A 16569-nucleotide genomic window follows, 5' to 3' on the forward strand; every position below is an offset into this window, starting at 1 on the left:
CATCGCGGGAGCATCCGCTCCCCGTCCTGCCCCGAAGAGCCAGAGACCCGAGAACGCCCCGTTGAGGGTGACCCTCGCCGCGCCACGCCCCACGGGGCGGGGCGGGGCGTCCTGGAAAGAGAGAGTGACGATGGACTGGCGCCACCGTGCCGAGTGCCTCAAGCATGATCCCGAGCTGTTCTTCCCGATCGGGAACACCGGACCGGCGATCACCCAGATCCAGGAAGCGAAGGCGGTGTGCCAGGGCTGTGACGTCATGACAGCCTGCCTCAAGTTCGCGCTCGAGACCGGCCAGGATTCTGGCGTCTGGGGCGGACTCTCCGAGGATGAGCGCCGTTCCCTGAAGCGCCGGAACGCCCGCGCCCGACGCGCAAGCTGATTTCTCCGTCCTGCGGCGCCCCCCTCTGAGCGTGGCGCCGCAGGACCCAGTTGCGCTTCCTGACCGACGCCCCCGGCTGGCTCCTGCCCGGTCCTCGGCTCGTGAGCGGTCCCCGCTCAGATCGTGAGCGGATCCAGGTAGACCTCGACCATCGCCCTGGTCCCGCCTTCCGGGCGGTCCTCCCAGGTGAGCGTCCCGCCGAGCTGGCCCTGCACCAGGGTCAGGGCGATGTTCGTGCCCAGCCCCGTCGGCTTCGCAGCCCCCATGCCCATACCGTCATCCTCGATGGAGATGACGAGATGGGATCCGGTGCGATCGCTGCGGATGGTGAGCGTCCCCCCGGTCTCGGAGAGCCCATGCTCGACCGCATTGGTCGCAAGCTCGGTGACCACCAGAGCCAACGGCGTCGCCTCCTCCGCCCGGATGGACCCCACCCGGCCGATCTTCTGCGTGCGCACCTCGACCTGGCTGTCGGTCAGCTGCGGGGTCCCCGCGCGATGGACGGATGCGCTCGCTGCATCCACTGCCAGCCGCAGGCAGCGGTCGATGACCTCGTCGAAGTGGACGGCCTCCTGAGATCCCTGGAGCAGGGACTCATGGACCAGGGCGATGGTCGAGACTCGGCGCATCGCTTCGGCCAGCGCCTCCCGCGCCTCATCCGTCTTCATACGTCGTGACTGCATCCGCAGCAGCGCAGCCACCGTCTGCAGATTGTTCTTCACCCGGTGGTGCACCTCGCGGATGGTCGCGTCCTTGGTGATCAGCTCACGCTCGCGGCGACGCAGCTCGGTCACGTCCCGCACCAGGATCACCGCACCGGTGCGGCGGCCCTGCTCGGTCAGCGGCACTGCTCGCAGGGAGAGGGTCCCCCCGCGCGCTTCCATGTCGGAGCGCCAGGCGGCGCGACCCATCAGCACCAGCGGCAGGGATTCATCGACCGGGGAACGGGACTGGAGCATCTCGGTGGACAGTTCGGCGAGCGTGATGCCCTCCATGTCCCCTGCGATGCCGAAACGATGGAAGGCCGAGCGTGCATTCGGTGAGGTCCACTGGACGATCCCGGACTCATCGAGCTCGACCACCCCGTCCCCGACCCGGGGCGCACCGCGCCGGGGCGGGATCGGTGCACCCGCGATCGGGAAGGCACCGTTCTCGAGCATCCGCAGCAGGCGGTGGCCCAGCGCACGCTGGTGGATCTCGTTGTCGGACGGCTGATGGTCCGCCTCGGGGACCTCGGCGGCCAGCGCGGCGAGGGTGCGGCCGTTCTTGCGCACCGGGACCAGGGTCCCCATCGCCCGACGCCCTTCTCGTTCGATCTCGGTGGTGACACGGAGCGGGTCCCCTCCGGCCAGCAGCCGCGCGATCTCGGTGCCCTGTTCACCGCCGTCGCTCGTGGTGCCGACGGGATCCTCGTAGTAGACGGTCGGACCGGTGGCAGGACGGCAGTGCGCGACAGCCAGCGGACCGTCATCCTCCTGGATCCACAGCACGAGGTCGGCACGCAGAAGGTCGGACAGCAGGTTCCAGTCACCGACCAGGTGCTGCAACCAGTCCGCTTCCTTCTCGGAGAGACCACGGTTGTCGGCGAGGAACTTGGACAGGCTCGGCATGGGAACAGGATAGGCGTCCGCGTCACCTGGCCGGTGACCGTCCCACCGGCGAGCGGCTCCTCCGCACTGTTCTAGGCTGGGCCCGAACCGTTCCGAGGAAGGACCAGGATGAAGCTTCGCGAGACTTTGAACCTCCCGCTGTCCGCACGCGCCGCTGCGGAGATGTACGCCGATCCGGAGTACACCGGGATCCGCCGGCGCACGCTCGGCGCCGCACAGGCAAAATCCACCCTGGAGGGGGACCCTGCCGGTTCCTTCACCGTGCGCACCGAGCTGTCGATGCCGACCGACCGGGTGCCGGACATGGTGCGGCCCTTCGTCGGCTCCTCGGTCACCATTCGTGAGGAGCAGTCCTGGTCCGCGCCCGAGCAGGACGGCAGCCGCCGAGGCACCATGCACCTAGACGTCGTCGGCACTCCCGCCGGACTCACCGCGACGCTGCGCCTCACCCCCACCGGAGAATCGACCAGCACGGTCGAAATCGACGGCGATCTGGTCGCGAAGGTCCCGCTGCTGGGGCCGCGCCTGGAGAAGGCGGCGATCCCCTACGTCTCTACAGTGCTCCGCGCCGAAGAGCGCTCAGCGTCGACCTATCTCGAGTCGACGACCCGCTGAGCGACCCCTCCAAGGACGGTCAGCTCTTCGTTGCGGCGTCTGTAGCTGCGACGTCCGAGGCGGCGGCGTCCAGATAGTCCAGGGCGTCGGTCGCCTCGCTGGTGTCGAACCACAGCAGGGCGGGATCCGTGTCGTCAGCATGCGCAGCCGCCGCATCCTGCTCGGTGACATGAAGGCTCGCGATCCTGGCAGAGGTCGCTTCCCTCAGGACGACTCCGAAGACTCCACTGTCCTCGGCTCCGGGCGACAATGCGCCGTCGGGCACATCTGCGGCGATCACGAGCGCCCTCGCGCTGCTCCGTCCCGTGCTGAAGGCGACATGGACCGCGTCCTGGAGAGCGTCGTACTCGAGGTCCTCCTCGTCCTCGCCGGAGCGGTCTGCACGCGCTTCGACGGTGACCGCCCAGGCGGTGCGGCCCGCCTCGAGATCGAGTCGGGCGCCTGCGCCCTCGAGCGTGCGTCGGTCCTGGTCGGTCAGCGGCAGGTAGATCCTCATGGAGGTCATCTTCTCACCGGCTCCCTCAGCCTCGTGCCGGAACACCCTGGCCGCGCAGAACAGGAGAGGCCGCGATATCCCGCAGCCCCTTGCGCAGCGCCGAACGTGGAGCAATCTCGGCGAGCAGAGCCCCGTCCCAGCCCGCGGTCCGGCAGGCGATCGGATCATCGGGCAGCAGGTTCAGGGAGGCGACCGGGATCCGCGAGGCGATCAGGTCCCGCACCCGGTCACCCGGAACCGGCGCCCCCACCCGGTTGACCACGACATGGAGCTCTCTCACCCCCAGCTCCTCCAGCCTGGTGTGCTCGCGGAGCAATCGGGTGATGCTGATGGGATCGGCGGTGACCACCGCGATCACCGCGTCGGCCGCCTCGATCGCGCTGATCGCCGCGGCGTTGCGCTGCGGTGCGGCGGTGTCGTAGCTGAGCTCCTCGTCCTCCTCCAGCACCGGACCGATATCGGCGAGCACGAGCCCGCCTCGTCTCGCCAGCGCTCCCCAGACGCCTTCCATCGAGGTTCGGCGCAGCTCTGCCCAGCGGCCGGGGACCCCGATCCCGCTGAGCAGGTGCAGGTGGGGCTGGACCAGCGGCAGCAAGGACTCCAGGGTCTCCTCGTCCAGGGTGTCGCGGTCATGGGCACGTGCCGCGGCCACCAGACCGGGCGCCTCATCCAGCACTCCGAGCAGCTGGCTCTGCGAGGGGCCATAGGTGTCTGCGTCGACCAGGACCGTGTCCTCCCCGCTCGCTGCAGCCTCGGCGGCCAGGTTGACCGCGATCAGGGATCGGCCGGGGGACCCCGTCGGCCCCCACACCGCCACCAGCCGACCTGTCGGCACATCCTCGAGGTCCGACGCCTCCTGCACCCAGGAGTCCGCCTGCTCCTGCTCCCCCGAGACTGCCGCGGAGACCGCGGCCAGGATCTCGTCGATCGAGGAATGGGCGGGGAGCACATGACGCAGTCCGAGCCCGGTCTTCTCCGCAGCCTCCTCGGATTGCAGTCCCACCACCGTGGCGTCCCGCATCATCGCAGCGATCGCATCGCGTCCCAAACCGCGGACCGACACGTCGATGAGCACCACGTCACCGATCCCCGCTGCAGTCACCGCGAGGGTCTCGGCGAGATCCGCGCATCGGCGCACCACCCGGGCCGTGCGGTCACGGTCCACCGCCAGGTCGTGCACGATGCGTACCTCATCGCTGCCCGAGGCGCAGAGCACGATGTCGATCATGGCGCGAGTCCATGGGCGCCGGGGACGCCGATCACGTCCAGCCGTTCATCTTTCGAGAGCACCTCGAGCACCGCTCCGACGCTGCCACTGGGCACCAGCACCTCGACGGCCATCGACCGCATGCCCAGCGAGCTGCCCTCATCGATGCGGCGGACCACGGCGTCGGGAACCAGCAGCACTGCCTGTGCGTCCTCGGAGTCAGCACTCGTGGGAGCGGTATGCCAGAGCTCCACGGTCGCACCGGGGACGACGGACTCTGCCACGGTCGCGTCGACCGGGATCACCACGGGTCTCAGCGTCACGTCAGCTGCCTGCCCGATCGCCGACATCGGGAGCAATTCCCCCTCATGCACGGTGCGGGTGGCGACCGCGCCGGCGGGGATCGACTCCACGTTCCCGGCGTAGAGAGCCGTCTGGTCCCCGAGCCTCATCTCCACGACCACCAGGTCCGCGGAGTCGATCGGGTCCCCGGGCACGATCGGAGAGCGGGTGACCAGGACCGGCGTCGTCTCGGAGAGTCGAGAGACCAGCAGGGCTCCCATCAGCACGCTGGCGACGACCAGGACGATCCCTACGATCAGACGCGGATCCTTCCATCGTGGTCGGCGCAGCCTCATCATCGGTGCGGTAGCCCCCACTGCCCTCTCCTGCCCCCTCGCTGGGATCCCGGGGTACCGGGACCTCCCGGGAGGTTACGACAGCAGGGGCTCCGATGGGGCCGATGCGGGAGCTTTGTGGATATCCGGGCCGCCGAGGCAGATGGATGGCGGCTGTCCACAGCGGGGAGGGCGGTCAGTGCCGAGGATGAGAGAATGGCCGGGCCTCACCTCCAGGTGCTCCGCTCGGAAGGATCGTCGATGTCGCCACGTTTCGTCCCGCTGTCTGATGTCGCGGAGATGCTCTCCATCTCCGCGTCGCAGGCGTACGCTCTGGTGCGCTCCGGGGAACTGCGGGCGATCAAGGTCGGCGGGCGGGGTCAGTGGCGGGTCGAGGTCACGGAGATCGAGTCATACATCCAGCGCAGCTACGAGGCGACCGCGAGCATCCTCGAGGAGGAGCGCCAGCGGGAGCAGCTGAAGGCTGGCGGGAAGAGCTGACCGCACAGCTCCTTGCAGGTCGGTCCTGCGACGCACGGAGTTCAGCGCGGCAGCACGGCCTGCAGCGCGGCGATCGCCACGGTGAGCCGTTCTGATCCGGGGACCAGCACCGATTCCCCGGTAGGCAGCGCATGGAGATCCAGCGTGTCAGCACCCACCGCCGCGATCCGACCGATCACTCCGCCGGCAGTGGTCTCCAGCCGCACGATGCTGCGATCCCTTGCGATCTCTCGCAGGACGGAGCCCAGACCGAGCGGCGATCGTAGCGACTCCTCGGGCAGCCGCGCCCTTGTGGGCAGCCCGTGCACGAGCGCGATCGCTCCGAGCGGGACCAGGATGCGCTGACCGCCCGCGCTGTCACGCAGTGCAACCCAGTCCGACCCCACCCCTTCGACGGTGCCATCGAGACGCAGCCCGGTACCGACGTGGAGCGTCAGCCGCTGCGTCCCCGCTCCCCGCAGCCGGTCGGCCAGTGTGAGCTGGGCACGCTCAGCCCGGGCCAGGTCCTCTGAGACTGCACGCATCTCCTGCTGCTCATGGTGGGCGAACCGTCCCTCGAGGTCTTCGAAGATCCGCTCGAATCGCATGGCGCCACTCTAGGCCCTGCCCGGTTCCGCACCCTGGCCCGAAGCTTCTCTGCGCCGACCCTGGGTCTCTCAGCGGCCGCCGGGGATCGTTCCTCCCCAGCTGCCGATCTTCCACATCTCACGGCGACGCCATTGCGTCCTGCATCACAACACGATAAATTGCTCCCAAGAAGCACTAGATGCATCAAACTGCACCAAACGACACCAACGGGACGGCGTCGCTCCCTGCAGCGACGGCCCATCACAGCCAGGGGCTTCCATGAAGGACGACACCACGGCGACGACGCCGGGACACACAGGGACCACGTTCCTGTGCATGCTGCTCGCGGCGAGCGGTACCGCCGGTATGACAGCCGCAACCGACTCGCTGCGCAGAACAGCAGAGACCTCCCACGCGGACCAGGCACTGATCGGCTGGGTGCTGGTCGTGCTCGCCGCACTGGGCGCTCTGCTCTGCCTCTATCTCACGGTCGTCTGGGGGCTCGCCACTGCCGTGCTCCTGGCTGGGCCCGCTACCCGCATCGGCACCGCCTCACTGGCTGCGCTGCGACTGCTCGCACCACGGCTCGCCCAGCGAGTGGCCACCGGGGCCGCAGTCGCGACGACGGCGACCGCCCTCGTGCTCGCCCCTGCGACGGCGAGCGAAGGACATCCCGCCTCCTCGGCTCTGAGCGAGCGGGCTCCCGCCCAGACCGCCCAGCTGCTGCCCACAGACGGCCCGCTTGCGGCTCCCTCACCGGAGCCCGCGGCATCAGGCTCTGCTGCCGGAAGTGACGCCGCCGAGAGCAGAGCGCTGCTGCCCCCGCTGGACTGGGCCGAGGAGCCCTCCGCCACCCAGCCGGCTCCCGACGGGTCAGCCTCGACCGTCTCCCCGGCCTCTGCGGCACCCACAGCGGCACCCGCAGAGGACGAGACGACGGACGAGACGACAATGTCCAGCCCGCACATCGTGATCGTGCGCAGCGGAGACAGCCTGTGGAGCATCACGGACGACCTGCTCTCTCCCAGAGCGACCGCTGCCGCGGAGATCTCCGCCTCATGGCCGCTGCTGCATGAGGCCAACTACGTGGTGATCGGGGCAGACCCGGATCACCTGGTCCCCGGGATGGAACTCACCGTCCCCCACGCACTGACCACCAAGGACATGCCATGAGTGCCACAGATCAGCGCCCCGCCGCCCAGGCCGCCAATGCCGAGACCTACGCCCCTGACGATCCGCGGGCGATAGAGCATCTGGTCGTGCCGGTGGCTCGGCGCGCTGTCGAGATCGTGCGCGACATGCGGCCGGAGAACTCACTGACCCGCCTGGTCACCCCTGAGATCAGCCAGCAGCTCGCGCGGCGCGCCGCACTGACCCGTCGGCTCCGGGCCACCACCGGCTTCGCGCCTGCACGACAGCTGATGGTGACCGGGGTGCGGATCTGCGTGGTCAACGATCACACCGTCGAAGCCAGCTGCGTGCTCAGAGAGCCCGACCGCGCACGATTCATGGCCATGCGCTGGGAGCTGCGGCACACGGGGTGGCGCGTGACGGTGCTGGAGATCGGCTGAGTCAGCGGCGGCGACGCCTCATCCTCCGCTGAGCCCGGTTCTGGCCCTCTCCCTGCGGCGCGCCCTCGGGCTTGTCCTGCACCTTGTCGCTCGCGACGGGGCTCGCCTCGCCGTTCTGGGCCTGGCGCGCCTGCCTGCGGCGCTGCGCCCGAGAAAGAGTCGAGGAGTCTTGGACGCCACTGCCCTCGGCAGAGGTGTATCGCAGCTGGCGCTCTCCCGGGCCATCATCCAGGCCCTTGGCACGCAGCACGACGCGACCTTCCTGCGCCAGCTTCTCCTCAGCGGGTGCGTCGCTCCCGCTGTCGTCGCTGTCAGTCTCGGCGTCGTCGGCCCCCTCCGAGCTCGACGACTCCGCCGGCTCTGCAGCAGCCTCCTCGGACTTCACAGACTTCACGGCCGGGGCGCGCTCGCTGCCGGCACCGGCACTCGCCGCCGCGCCGGTCGCGGCAGCTGCAGCAGCGACCTTCGAGGCACTGCGCAGCAGGTCGCTGACAGCCTTGGGCACCACGGGCTCGACCTTCTCGACCTGGACCTCGAGGTTGTAGACGTAGCCGACCACGTCCTCCTTCACGCCAGCCATCATGTCGTTGAACATGAGGTGGCCTTCGCGCTCGTACTCGATGAGCGGATCACGCTGGGCCATCGCCCGCAGGCCGATGCCCTCCTTGAGGTAGTCCATCTCGTAGAGGTGCTCACGCCAGCGTCGATCCATCACGGACAGCAGCACGCGGCGCTGCAGCTGCCGCAGTCCCTCGGCGCCCAGCTCGTCCTCGCGCTTCTCGTAGGCGACACGGGCATCGGCCAGGATCTCCTCCTTCAGCACCTTCGCCTCGAGGTTCTCCTTCCCGCCCACCTCCTCGATGAGCTCCTCGGCCGTGAGGGAGACCGGATATGCGGGTCGCAGGGCGCCCCACAGCTCCTCCAGATCGACATCCTCCGCAGGCTTGCCGCGGGTGTGGGCGTCGACGGTGCCTCCGATGACCTCTTCGATGAAGCGTTCGACGTGCTCGTCGAGGTCTTCACCCTCGAGGATCCGCGAACGCTCCTCGTAGAACTTCTTGCGCTGCTTGGTCAGCACATCGTCGTACTTCAGGACGTTCTTGCGGATCTCGGCGTTGCGCGACTCGATCGAGTTCTGCGCGCGCTGGATCGCGCCGGAGACCATGCGTCCGGTCAGCGGGATCGATTCGTCGACACCGCCGCGGGCCAGCAGGGACTCTGCCGCTCCGGAGTTGAACAGCCGCATCAGGTCGTCCTGGAGGGAGAGGTAGAAGCGGGACTCCCCCGGGTCTCCCTGTCGGCCGGAGCGGCCGCGCAGCTGATTGTCGATGCGGCGGGACTCGTGCCGTTCGGTGCCCAGCACGTACAGGCCACCGATCTCGACGACCTCGTCGTGCTGCTCGGCGACGGCCGCCTTGGCCCGCTCGAGCTCCTCGTCCCAGGCCTTCTCGTACGCGTCCCGGTCCTCCTCCGGATCCATGCCGCGCTTCTCGAGCTCGGCGTGGGCCATGAACTCGACGTTGCCACCGAGCATGATGTCGGTGCCGCGACCTGCCATGTTGGTGGCCACGGTGACGGAGCCCTTGGCGCCGGCCATGGCGACGATCGCGGCTTCTCCCGCGTGGTTCTTCGCGTTGAGCACCTCATGCTCGACGCCCTGGGCGGTGAGCAGCTTGGAGAGGTACTCAGACTTCTCGACGCTGGTGGTGCCCACGAGCACTGGCTGGCCCTTGTCGTGGCGCTCGACGATGTCCTCGACGACCGCTTCGAACTTCGCCTTCTCGGTGCGGTAGATGCGATCGGCTTCGTCCGCACGCTGCATCGGACGGTGCGTGGGGATCGGCACCACACCCAGGTTGTAGGTGTTCATGAACTCGGCGGCCTCGGTCTCGGCCGTGCCGGTCATGCCCGCAAGCTTCTCGTAGAGCTTGAAGTAGTTCTGGAGGGTGATCGTGGCGAGAGTCTGATTCTCCGCCTTGATCTTCACGCCCTCTTTCGCCTCGATCGCCTGATGCATGCCCTCGTTGTAGCGGCGACCGGCGAGGATGCGACCGGTGTGCTCATCGACGATCATCACCTCGCCGTTGAGGACCACATAGTCCTTGTCCTTCTTGAACAGCTCCTTGGCCTTGATGGCGTTGTTGAGGAAGCCGATCAGCGGGGTGTTCAGCGATTCGTAGAGGTTGTCGATCCCGAGATGGTCCTCGACCTTGTCGATCCCGGCCTCGAGCACGCCGACGGTGCGCTTCTTCTCGTCGACCTCGTAGTCACGATCCTGGCGCAGCAGCTTGACGACCTTCGCGAATTCGCTGAACCACTTGTTCGCGTCCCCGGAGCCGGGCCCGGAGATGATCAGCGGGGTGCGCGCCTCATCGATCAGGATCGAGTCGACCTCATCGACGATCGCGAAGCTGTGCCCTCGCTGGACCCTGTCCTCGGGCTTGAGGGACATGTTGTCGCGCAGGTAGTCGAAGCCGAACTCGTTGTTCGTGCCGTAGGTGATGTCGGCGTTGTACTGCTCGCGACGCTCGGCAGGGGTCATCCCGGATTTGATCACCCCGGTGGTCAGTCCCAGCGCGCGGAACACGCGGCCCATCAGGTCGCTCTGGTAGCCGGCGAGGTAGTCGTTCACGGTGATCACGTGCACGCCCTTGCCGGAGAGCGCGTTGAGGTACGCGGGGAGCGTCGCCACGAGAGTCTTGCCCTCACCGGTCTTCATCTCGGCGATGCGGCCCCGGTGCAGGGCCGCGCCACCCATGATCTGCACGTCGTACGGACGCTGGCCGAGCGTGCGGTGAGCCGCTTCGCGCACCGCGGCGAACGCCTCGACCATCACATCGTCTAGGGTCTCGCCGTCCTCGAGCCGTTCCTTGAAGTGGTCGGTCTCGGCACGGAGCTCGTCATCGCTGAGCTCGCTGAAGACGTCCCCCGCCTCTCCCACTCGCTGGGCGATGGCTTCGAGCCTGCGCACTTCCCGGCCTTCGCCGGCGCGCAGGATCTTGTCGAAGAGGTTGACCACTCGTGCTCCCGTAGATCTCGTGTACACCCCGTGGGGCGGCTGATGCCTGCCCCATCGTATGCGTCACCGCCCAGGAAGGTGACCACCTGCGCGCATCATCACCCGAAGCCGGTTCACCCGTGGACGGCCGCCGCGAGCTCGGGCGAGAGCTCCCCGGTCCCGGGCCCGGTGAGGACCTCGATCGTCTCAAGGCCCTGCCAGCGGGCGGCGCGCCGGAGCTCCTCGGCGAGCGCCGCGACGATCAGGTGGTCCTCCGGCCGCTGCCCGGTGGGCAGGTTGGGCAGCGGTTCACGGTAGGTGCCCCGCACCTCGAGCACGTCCCGGGCGCGATCCGCCCGCAGATCCACGCGCGCCGGGATGACGTCATCGAGCAGGAAGAGCAGCGAGTAGTAGCCGGTGGTGCGCCGTGCGGCAGGGGTGTAGATCCCGATGCGGTACTCCACATCGAAGAGATGCGCGAGTCGTGGGCGATGGAACACGATCGGGTCGAACGGGCTGACCAGTGCGGCGACGCGCAACGGGGCGGGGGCCGGGGCATCCCGGTGCAGCAGCATCCTCCGGCTGCCGGCGGGGTGGGAGACCTCGACCTCCTGCAGCTCGCCCTGGACGATCAGACGCTCGACGGCGGGAATGACTTCCCGCGTGCGAAGGCGGAAGTAGTCCGCCAGCGAGCCGACCTCGGCGATGCCCAGCGAGCAGGCCGCTCTCGAGGTGAGCTCTTCGATCGATGCTGTGTCCTCCCCTAGCTCCTCCTGAGGCGGTGGGGAGTCCTCCCCTGCGAGGGAGTACAGCCGCTCGAACTGCGACGAGCGGCCCACGCAGTCGAGGTCTCCGGTGCGGAACAGATACTCCACCGCCCATTGGGTGGCGGTGCGGCGCCACCCCCAGCCCTCTCCGCGCTCGGTGTCGCCCAGGTGCTTCGAGACGGTGGCCGCGCTGGCGGGCCCGATCTCCTCCAGCACCTCCCGGATCTGCGGGAACAGATGGGGTGAGGTCACAGCGATGTCCCGCAGCACTCCCCAGTCCTTCTCGGAGGTGGCCCGGCGACGGAAGGCCAGCAGGCGGTGAATCTCGGGAGAGGTGTAGGTGGCCTCATGCGCCAGGCTCTCCCGCAGAGTGCGTCGCGGCCCGGGACGGACGGAGTCCTCGAGCACGGAGGGGTCCCAGGGCCCGCTGCGGGTGAAGACGGGGAGGTGATGGGCGCGCGCGAACACGCTCACCGAATCGATCTGGAGCAGGTGGGTCCGCTCGAGGGTGCGTGCGAGCGCACGTCGGCTGGTCGCCATGGCCGGCATATCGTTGCGGCGGGCTCGCCCCATGCCTTGTGCCCGCAGGGCGATCCGGCGTGCACGGGTCCACGTGAGGGTCGAGCTCATCAGCGGGGTGCTCCTGCATGGTCGGCACGACAAGGGGCGGGAGGAAGCTGTGCAGCTCCTCCCGCCCGGCCGTCGTGAAGAGAGGTCAGGCTGTCAGCTCTGCGTCGAGCTCGATGACACCGTAGTTCCAGCCCTTGCGGCGGTAGACCACTTTCGGGTGGCCGGTCTCGGCGTCGACGAAGAGGAAGAAGTCATGGCCCACGAGCTCCATCCGATAGAGCGCGTCATCAATGCTCATGGGTGTTGCGGAGTGCTTCTTCTCGCGGATGACCACCGGTGAACCGGCCTCGGCGAGGTCGTGCTCGTCCGTGGCCGTGACCGACTCCGTCTCGTCCTCGCTCGCGGCTGCGTCGTCCAGCAGAGGTGGGGGCATCTCCTGGTCAGCAGGCATGGTGCGGAGGCTCGCTCCGGCGCCCTGATGGGAGCGGTCTCGGCCACGACGGTGGTCCTTACGGCGGTCGCGGGACCGACGGAGGCGTTCGAGGAGCTTGCCGTAGGCGACGTCGAGCGCTCCGTAGAGATCGTCCGCCCGGGCCTCCGAGCGGATCACCGCGCCATTTTCATGGACGGTCAGCTCCACACGATCGCTGAGCTCAGTCTGCCTGGGGTTCTTCTCCTGTGAGATCTCGACGTCCACGCGGAGAGCCGCGGGGGCGAGCTGGGTGACCTTGTCGAGCTTGTCGGCGAGATGGCGACGGAATCGGTCCGGGACGTCCATATGGCGTCCGACGACATTGATCTCCATGAGTGGGTTCTCCTCCTATCCGGGTGCGGCCGCTCTGAGCCCGGCCGCGGTGGCTCTTCGGCTGGGTGTCGCACCTCCTGGTGAAGGGGGTCCCGCCGTCGTGTGGCGGGTATCACCAGCATGCCATGTTTTGCGCAGGGTTTCCTGAATGTTCGTGCCGAAAGTTCATCCTGTTCGCTCGCTGGCCGCGCTCTGCGCAGGGACTCGGGCGGAAGCGACCACCGCCGCCCCCAGCACCCGCATGCCGGCGGAGGTGAGCGCCTGATGCATCCCGCGCAGGGTGGAGCCGGTGGTGACCACGTCGTCGACGATCACCACCGGAGCACCCTGCCGTCCCGCTTCGCGGGCGGCGCGCCCTCGAAGGAGTATCTGACGGGTGCGGCGCTGTCGTGCGCCCTGTCCCTCCTGGGCGGTGGTGGGCCGCGCGCGCAGCAGCAGAGCGTGCCCGGCACCGCTGCGTTCCATGGCACGCACCAGCTCCGCGGTGTGGTCCTCACCTCGACGAAGCCGTGCGCTGCGCTGCGAGGGCACCGGGACCAGGAAGGGCGGGGCGGGGTCAGCTCCCTCGACGAGCCGGGCGACCGCAGGGGCCAGCGCAGGGGCGATTCGTGCGCCGAGGTGGAGCATGCCTCCGTTCTTCCATGCCAGGATCAACCGCTGCAGGTCCCCGCCGTACTCTCCGAGCGCGAGCACAGGCAGCAACGGTGCGTGGTCGACTCCGGCGGGCAGCACGAGATCGCCGAGCTCCACGTCTCGCACCCGTGCAGCGCTCAGCTCCTGCAGCGCGTCACAGCACGACTCCACTCGGCATGGCGCCGTCTCCAGCAGCTTCGTGCATGGCTGGCAGAGCCATGTGCCCTCCTGCCCGCAGGGGCAGTGCCGGGGCGCGACCAGTGCGCAGGTCTGGGCTGCCACCCCGCGCAGCATCCCCCACAGGGTCGGGTGGCCGGTATCCGTCATGCCTCCATTTCACGCCAGCTCGGCCGGGCGATCCATCCCTGGGCCCCGTTGGTGGATGAAACTGCTCTGTGGAGGAACGATGGCCCGCGAGGCGGGCTGCTCAGTAGAACGACGGATCCCGGCCCTCGATGTCGACCGTGGCCCACCCTTCTCCGCTGCTGCGCAGCAGAACGCCCTCCGTGGTGCCGGCCCACACCGTCTCCGCCACCACCGAGCCGGCGATCCGATCGGTGCCGGGAGCGAGCGGGGGCAATGCCTCCCTGCCGCTGGCGAAGTCGACGATCTGCGCCCGCCGCTCCCCCGACGCGGGGTCGGTCCCCAGCACCAGCACCGCGATCTCGTCATACCAGCCGGCCTCGGTGATGTCCTGGAGATAGGTGCGCACGGCAACGGGCTCGGTGAGCGAGGTCGGGCTCCCCTCCCCATCCCGCACCACCGCGCACAGATCCAGCCGGCTGCCCCCGGAATCCGCGGACAGCACCAGCATCCTGGTGGCGTCGGCTGCGATGTCCAGGGCACGAATCTCGCGGGAGGTCAGCCAGGGGGCATCGACCTTCGCATCGAGCTCCGCCCCCTGGCCGGACAGCGCCAGCAGAGCGCCCGCGCTCGACCGGGTGGCGGTCCAGACGAATCCCGCGTCATCGAGGCACGGTGCGACGAATGCGCCACCGGTCGCGGCCTCCCGCACCGGGACGGAACCGTCCGTCGAGGCGAGCAGCACGATGCTCCCCTCCGGGTTGCGGGCTGCTGCGAGCACTCCGTCCTGCGCGATCACCGGGGAGGAGAGCTCAGCATCTTCGAGTGCAGGCACCAGCTGTGCGGCGGGTGCTCCCCCGCCCGGTTCGGCCAGCGAGATGATCCCGGTCGCTCCGGCGGCGATCGGGCGATGTCCGGGCAGCGCGCGCTCGGTCCGCACCTCCTCGTCGAGCACCAGCTCCTCGCCGTCCTGCACCATCCGGACTCCGGACAGGGTGCGCAACGAGCGCAGAGAGGCCTCCAGCTGGGACAGCGCCAGCATCCTCGGGCCGGTGGGAAGGCTGGCGATCGCGGTGGGCACCGCAACCTGCGTGCCGCCGTCGGCGCCGGTGGTGATGACGGCATCGGAGATCCCGGAGGTGCGGGGGATCTCGCTGCTGACAGCCCCTTGGAGGAAGATGGCGGGACCGGCGACGAGCGCTTCGAGCACGCTGGCGGCGCCCCGGCGCAGCGGGAACCAGCGATGATCGGGGACCAGGTGACGCTCCCGCACATCCAGGAAGTAGAGCCGGGCAGGGCCATAGAGCGTCTCGAACGCCGCCTCCGAGAGGAAGATCCCGTCGGGCACCTCGCTGAGCCGCCATTGGTCATCGACCTGCTCGATCGCCACCTGGACTTCCCGGGGCACCGCTCCGGCCAGCACCGTGCGCACCCCGCTGCCGTCCACCAGGGCGACCACCTGGAGGACCAGTGCGAGCCTGCCGTCATCGAGCGTCTCAACCTGCAGCTCCTGGCTGCCGGAGTACACGGTGATCCCGGCGGCCGGGTTCCACAGTTCGCTGGCCGGGTCGGTGAGATATGCGCGAGCCACCGCGAAGTCGTCCTCGGAACCGACCCCGGCCTGCACGAATCCGGCAGCGACCTCCGAGGCGTCGGCGTCGGGCGGGGGCGGCAGCGCCCTCACATAAGGGGCCCCCGGCTGGGACCGTCCGGTCAATGCGCGGCTGTCGATCGGGGAGTCCGTGGGAATACGGGCACAGGCCGCGCCCACTCCCAACACCGCCGCGGCACCCGCAGCGCGCAGCACATGACGACGTGCCGGTCTCATCGCACACCTCCGCTCTCGTCGGGCTCCGGGAATGAATCGCTCCCTGGATCCTCCAGATCCGGGAGCAGGCCGGGTCCGATCCGGAGCTCCCCGGTCGGGGTCGGGGAGACCGCGGCGTCGGCCCCCCACCGATCCAGCGATCGCTCGAGCCGCAGCGGGGAACGTGTCAACGGGGTTCCCGGGCGCCGCGGGAGAGTGAGCCGGAATACTGCGCCCCTGCCCTCCTGTCCCCAGGCCTGGAGCCAGCCGTCATGCAGTCTCGCGTCCTCGGCGGAGATCGACAGCCCCAGGCCGGTCCCCCCGAGGGTCCGCGCCCGGGAGGGATCGGCACGCCAGAAACGGTCGAACACGTGCGCCGCATCCTCAGGGGAGATGCCATGGCCCTGGTCCTGGACCACCACCGCCACCGCGTCATCGTCCGCGGCGGTCTGGATCAGCACCGGATGCCCCGCACCATGCTCGATCGCATTGGTCAACAGATTGCGCAGCACCCGGTCGATGCGACGTGCGTCGACCACCGCATGCACGTCCCCGCCCGCCAGCCGCACGTCCAGCAGGCAGCCGCGGGCCCCTGCCAGCGGGCGGAGGTCCTCGAGCGCCCGCTCGACGAGCGCGTCGACGTTCTCGCGGTGCGCCTCGAGCTCAGCGGCGCCCGCATCGAAGCGGGAGATCTCCAGCAGGTCCGTGAGCAGCACCTCGAAGCGCTGGACCTGCGCGGAGAGCAGCTCAGTGGTCCGCTGCAGCTCACCGGGCAGATCGGAGCGTCGAGCATCGAGCACCGAGGAGGCCATGCGGATCGTGGTCAGCGGCGTACGAAGCTCATGGGAGACGTCGGAGACGAACCGCTGCTGGACGTACGAGAGCTCGGTGAGATCGTCGACCTTCTGCTCGAGGCTGCGGGCCATATCGTTGAAGGACTCCCCCACCCGGGCCAGCTCGTCACCACCGGAGACCTCGACGCGGCTGGTCAGATCCCCTGCGGCCATCCGCTCCGCCGCGTATGCGGCGCGTTTCAGAGGAGTGGTCACCATCCGCGCCACGACGATCGCGATGCCGACGATGAGAGCCATCAGCACCCCGCCGCCACCCAGGATCACCCGCT

16 protein-coding genes are annotated in these 16569 nt (G+C 69.0%); 5 read left to right on the top strand and 11 right to left on the bottom strand.

The annotated features are described in order from the left end of the window. Positions 1 to 130 precede the first annotated feature (130 nt). On the top strand, positions 131 to 379 hold the full coding sequence (locus tag ACT3T9_RS15825) for a WhiB family transcriptional regulator (protein WP_299304496.1): 249 nt from the start codon (positions 131 to 133) through the stop codon (positions 377 to 379). A 116-nt stretch (positions 380 to 495) separates the two neighbouring features. On the opposite strand, the gene ACT3T9_RS15830 is transcribed toward ACT3T9_RS15825, so the two are convergent. Continuing rightward, positions 496 to 1989 carry a sensor histidine kinase gene (locus tag ACT3T9_RS15830; protein WP_441443267.1) on the bottom strand — a complete coding sequence of 498 codons (1494 nt, stop codon included), beginning with the start codon at positions 1987 to 1989 and terminating at the stop codon, positions 496 to 498. Positions 1990 to 2097: 108 nt separating this feature from the next. Here ACT3T9_RS15830 and ACT3T9_RS15835 point away from each other — a divergent pair, with 108 nt between their 5' ends. Then, positions 2098 to 2604, top strand: a complete 507-nt coding sequence (locus tag ACT3T9_RS15835) for a DUF2505 domain-containing protein (RefSeq protein WP_441443268.1) — start codon at positions 2098 to 2100, stop codon at positions 2602 to 2604. 19 nt (positions 2605 to 2623) lie between these two features. Here ACT3T9_RS15835 and ACT3T9_RS15840 read toward each other — a convergent pair whose 3' ends face one another. From ACT3T9_RS15840 to ACT3T9_RS15850, 3 genes are read right to left on the bottom strand one after another with little or no spacing between them, the layout of a single operon-like run. Further along, positions 2624 to 3109: a DUF6912 family protein gene (locus tag ACT3T9_RS15840; protein WP_441443269.1), complete on the bottom strand. Its 486-nt coding sequence runs from the start codon at positions 3107 to 3109 to the stop codon at positions 2624 to 2626. Positions 3110 to 3125: 16 nt separating this feature from the next. Next, positions 3126 to 4328 (bottom strand): AAA family ATPase, encoded by a 1203-nt coding sequence (locus ACT3T9_RS15845; protein WP_441443270.1) that lies wholly within the window; start codon positions 4326 to 4328, stop codon positions 3126 to 3128. Beyond that, entirely contained in the window at positions 4325 to 4966 is a 642-nt protein-coding gene (locus tag ACT3T9_RS15850; RefSeq protein WP_441443271.1) for an SAF domain-containing protein, read from the bottom strand. The genes ACT3T9_RS15845 and ACT3T9_RS15850 overlap by 4 nt, the downstream gene beginning before the upstream one ends. Before the next feature lie 219 nt (positions 4967 to 5185). On the opposite strand from ACT3T9_RS15850, the gene ACT3T9_RS15855 reads away from it, so the two are divergent. Continuing rightward, positions 5186 to 5425, top strand: a complete 240-nt coding sequence (locus ACT3T9_RS15855; protein WP_441443272.1) for a helix-turn-helix domain-containing protein — start codon at positions 5186 to 5188, stop codon at positions 5423 to 5425. A 41-nt stretch (positions 5426 to 5466) separates the two neighbouring features. On the opposite strand, the gene ACT3T9_RS15860 is transcribed toward ACT3T9_RS15855, so the two are convergent. Continuing rightward, positions 5467 to 6012 carry a hypothetical protein gene (locus ACT3T9_RS15860; RefSeq protein ID WP_441443273.1) on the bottom strand — a complete coding sequence of 182 codons (546 nt, stop codon included), beginning with the start codon at positions 6010 to 6012 and terminating at the stop codon, positions 5467 to 5469. A 259-nt stretch (positions 6013 to 6271) separates the two neighbouring features. Here ACT3T9_RS15860 and ACT3T9_RS15865 point away from each other — a divergent pair, with 259 nt between their 5' ends. Further along, complete coding sequence (locus ACT3T9_RS15865; protein ID WP_444607010.1) at positions 6272 to 7165, top strand: LysM peptidoglycan-binding domain-containing protein; 894 nt, start codon at positions 6272 to 6274, stop codon at positions 7163 to 7165. Next, entirely contained in the window at positions 7162 to 7563 is a 402-nt protein-coding gene (locus ACT3T9_RS15870; protein WP_441443275.1) for an Rv3235 family protein, read from the top strand. The genes ACT3T9_RS15865 and ACT3T9_RS15870 overlap by 4 nt, the downstream gene beginning before the upstream one ends. A 1-nt stretch (position 7564) precedes the next feature. On the opposite strand, the gene secA is transcribed toward ACT3T9_RS15870, so the two are convergent. The 6 genes from secA to mtrB form a co-directional block, all read right to left on the bottom strand. Continuing rightward, positions 7565 to 10582, bottom strand: coding sequence for a preprotein translocase subunit SecA (secA, locus tag ACT3T9_RS15875; RefSeq protein ID WP_441443276.1), 3018 nt, complete (start codon positions 10580 to 10582; stop codon positions 7565 to 7567). Positions 10583 to 10695: 113 nt separating this feature from the next. After that, on the bottom strand, positions 10696 to 11958 hold the full coding sequence (locus ACT3T9_RS15880; protein ID WP_441443277.1) for a winged helix-turn-helix domain-containing protein: 1263 nt from the start codon (positions 11956 to 11958) through the stop codon (positions 10696 to 10698). An 85-nt stretch (positions 11959 to 12043) separates the two neighbouring features. Continuing rightward, positions 12044 to 12703, bottom strand: a complete 660-nt coding sequence (gene hpf, locus ACT3T9_RS15885) for a ribosome hibernation-promoting factor, HPF/YfiA family (protein WP_441443278.1) — start codon at positions 12701 to 12703, stop codon at positions 12044 to 12046. Between the two features lie 165 nt (positions 12704 to 12868). Continuing rightward, positions 12869 to 13663, bottom strand: coding sequence for a ComF family protein (locus ACT3T9_RS15890; RefSeq protein WP_441443279.1), 795 nt, complete (start codon positions 13661 to 13663; stop codon positions 12869 to 12871). Between the two features lie 100 nt (positions 13664 to 13763). Beyond that, on the bottom strand, positions 13764 to 15467 hold the full coding sequence (locus tag ACT3T9_RS15895; protein ID WP_442332195.1) for an LpqB family beta-propeller domain-containing protein: 1704 nt from the start codon (positions 15465 to 15467) through the stop codon (positions 13764 to 13766). Next, a partial coding sequence (gene mtrB / locus ACT3T9_RS15900) for an MtrAB system histidine kinase MtrB (RefSeq protein WP_444601041.1) occupies positions 15464 to 16569 on the bottom strand: 1106 nt, incomplete at its 5' end. The genes mtrB and ACT3T9_RS15895, both read right to left, overlap by 4 nt.

The sequence above is a fragment of the Brachybacterium sp. AOP29-B2-41 genome (genome assembly GCF_052378395.1).
In the GTDB taxonomy this organism is placed as follows: Bacteria; Actinomycetota; Actinomycetes; order Actinomycetales; family Dermabacteraceae; genus Brachybacterium.

What these genes read in the sequence shown, in the direction of transcription:
- ACT3T9_RS15895 (WP_442332195.1), bottom strand. Translation starts at nt 15,467, where the DNA reads ATGAGACCGGCACGTCGTCATGTGCTGCGCGCTGCGGGTGCCGCGGCG.
- ACT3T9_RS15845 (WP_441443270.1), bottom strand. Translation starts at nt 4,328, where the DNA reads ATGATCGACATCGTGCTCTGCGCCTCGGGCAGCGATGAGGTACGCATC.
- ACT3T9_RS15865 (WP_444607010.1), top strand. Translation starts at nt 6,272, where the DNA reads ATGAAGGACGACACCACGGCGACGACGCCGGGACACACAGGGACCACG.
- ACT3T9_RS15830 (WP_441443267.1), bottom strand. Translation starts at nt 1,989, where the DNA reads ATGCCGAGCCTGTCCAAGTTCCTCGCCGACAACCGTGGTCTCTCCGAG.
- hpf (WP_441443278.1), bottom strand. Translation starts at nt 12,703, where the DNA reads ATGGAGATCAATGTCGTCGGACGCCATATGGACGTCCCGGACCGATTC.
- ACT3T9_RS15860 (WP_441443273.1), bottom strand. Translation starts at nt 6,012, where the DNA reads ATGCGATTCGAGCGGATCTTCGAAGACCTCGAGGGACGGTTCGCCCAC.
- ACT3T9_RS15825 (WP_299304496.1), top strand. Translation starts at nt 131, where the DNA reads ATGGACTGGCGCCACCGTGCCGAGTGCCTCAAGCATGATCCCGAGCTG.
- ACT3T9_RS15890 (WP_441443279.1), bottom strand. Translation starts at nt 13,663, where the DNA reads ATGACGGATACCGGCCACCCGACCCTGTGGGGGATGCTGCGCGGGGTG.
- ACT3T9_RS15855 (WP_441443272.1), top strand. Translation starts at nt 5,186, where the DNA reads ATGTCGCCACGTTTCGTCCCGCTGTCTGATGTCGCGGAGATGCTCTCC.
- ACT3T9_RS15840 (WP_441443269.1), bottom strand. Translation starts at nt 3,109, where the DNA reads ATGACCTCCATGAGGATCTACCTGCCGCTGACCGACCAGGACCGACGC.
- ACT3T9_RS15835 (WP_441443268.1), top strand. Translation starts at nt 2,098, where the DNA reads ATGAAGCTTCGCGAGACTTTGAACCTCCCGCTGTCCGCACGCGCCGCT.
- ACT3T9_RS15870 (WP_441443275.1), top strand. Translation starts at nt 7,162, where the DNA reads ATGAGTGCCACAGATCAGCGCCCCGCCGCCCAGGCCGCCAATGCCGAG.
- ACT3T9_RS15880 (WP_441443277.1), bottom strand. Translation starts at nt 11,958, where the DNA reads ATGAGCTCGACCCTCACGTGGACCCGTGCACGCCGGATCGCCCTGCGG.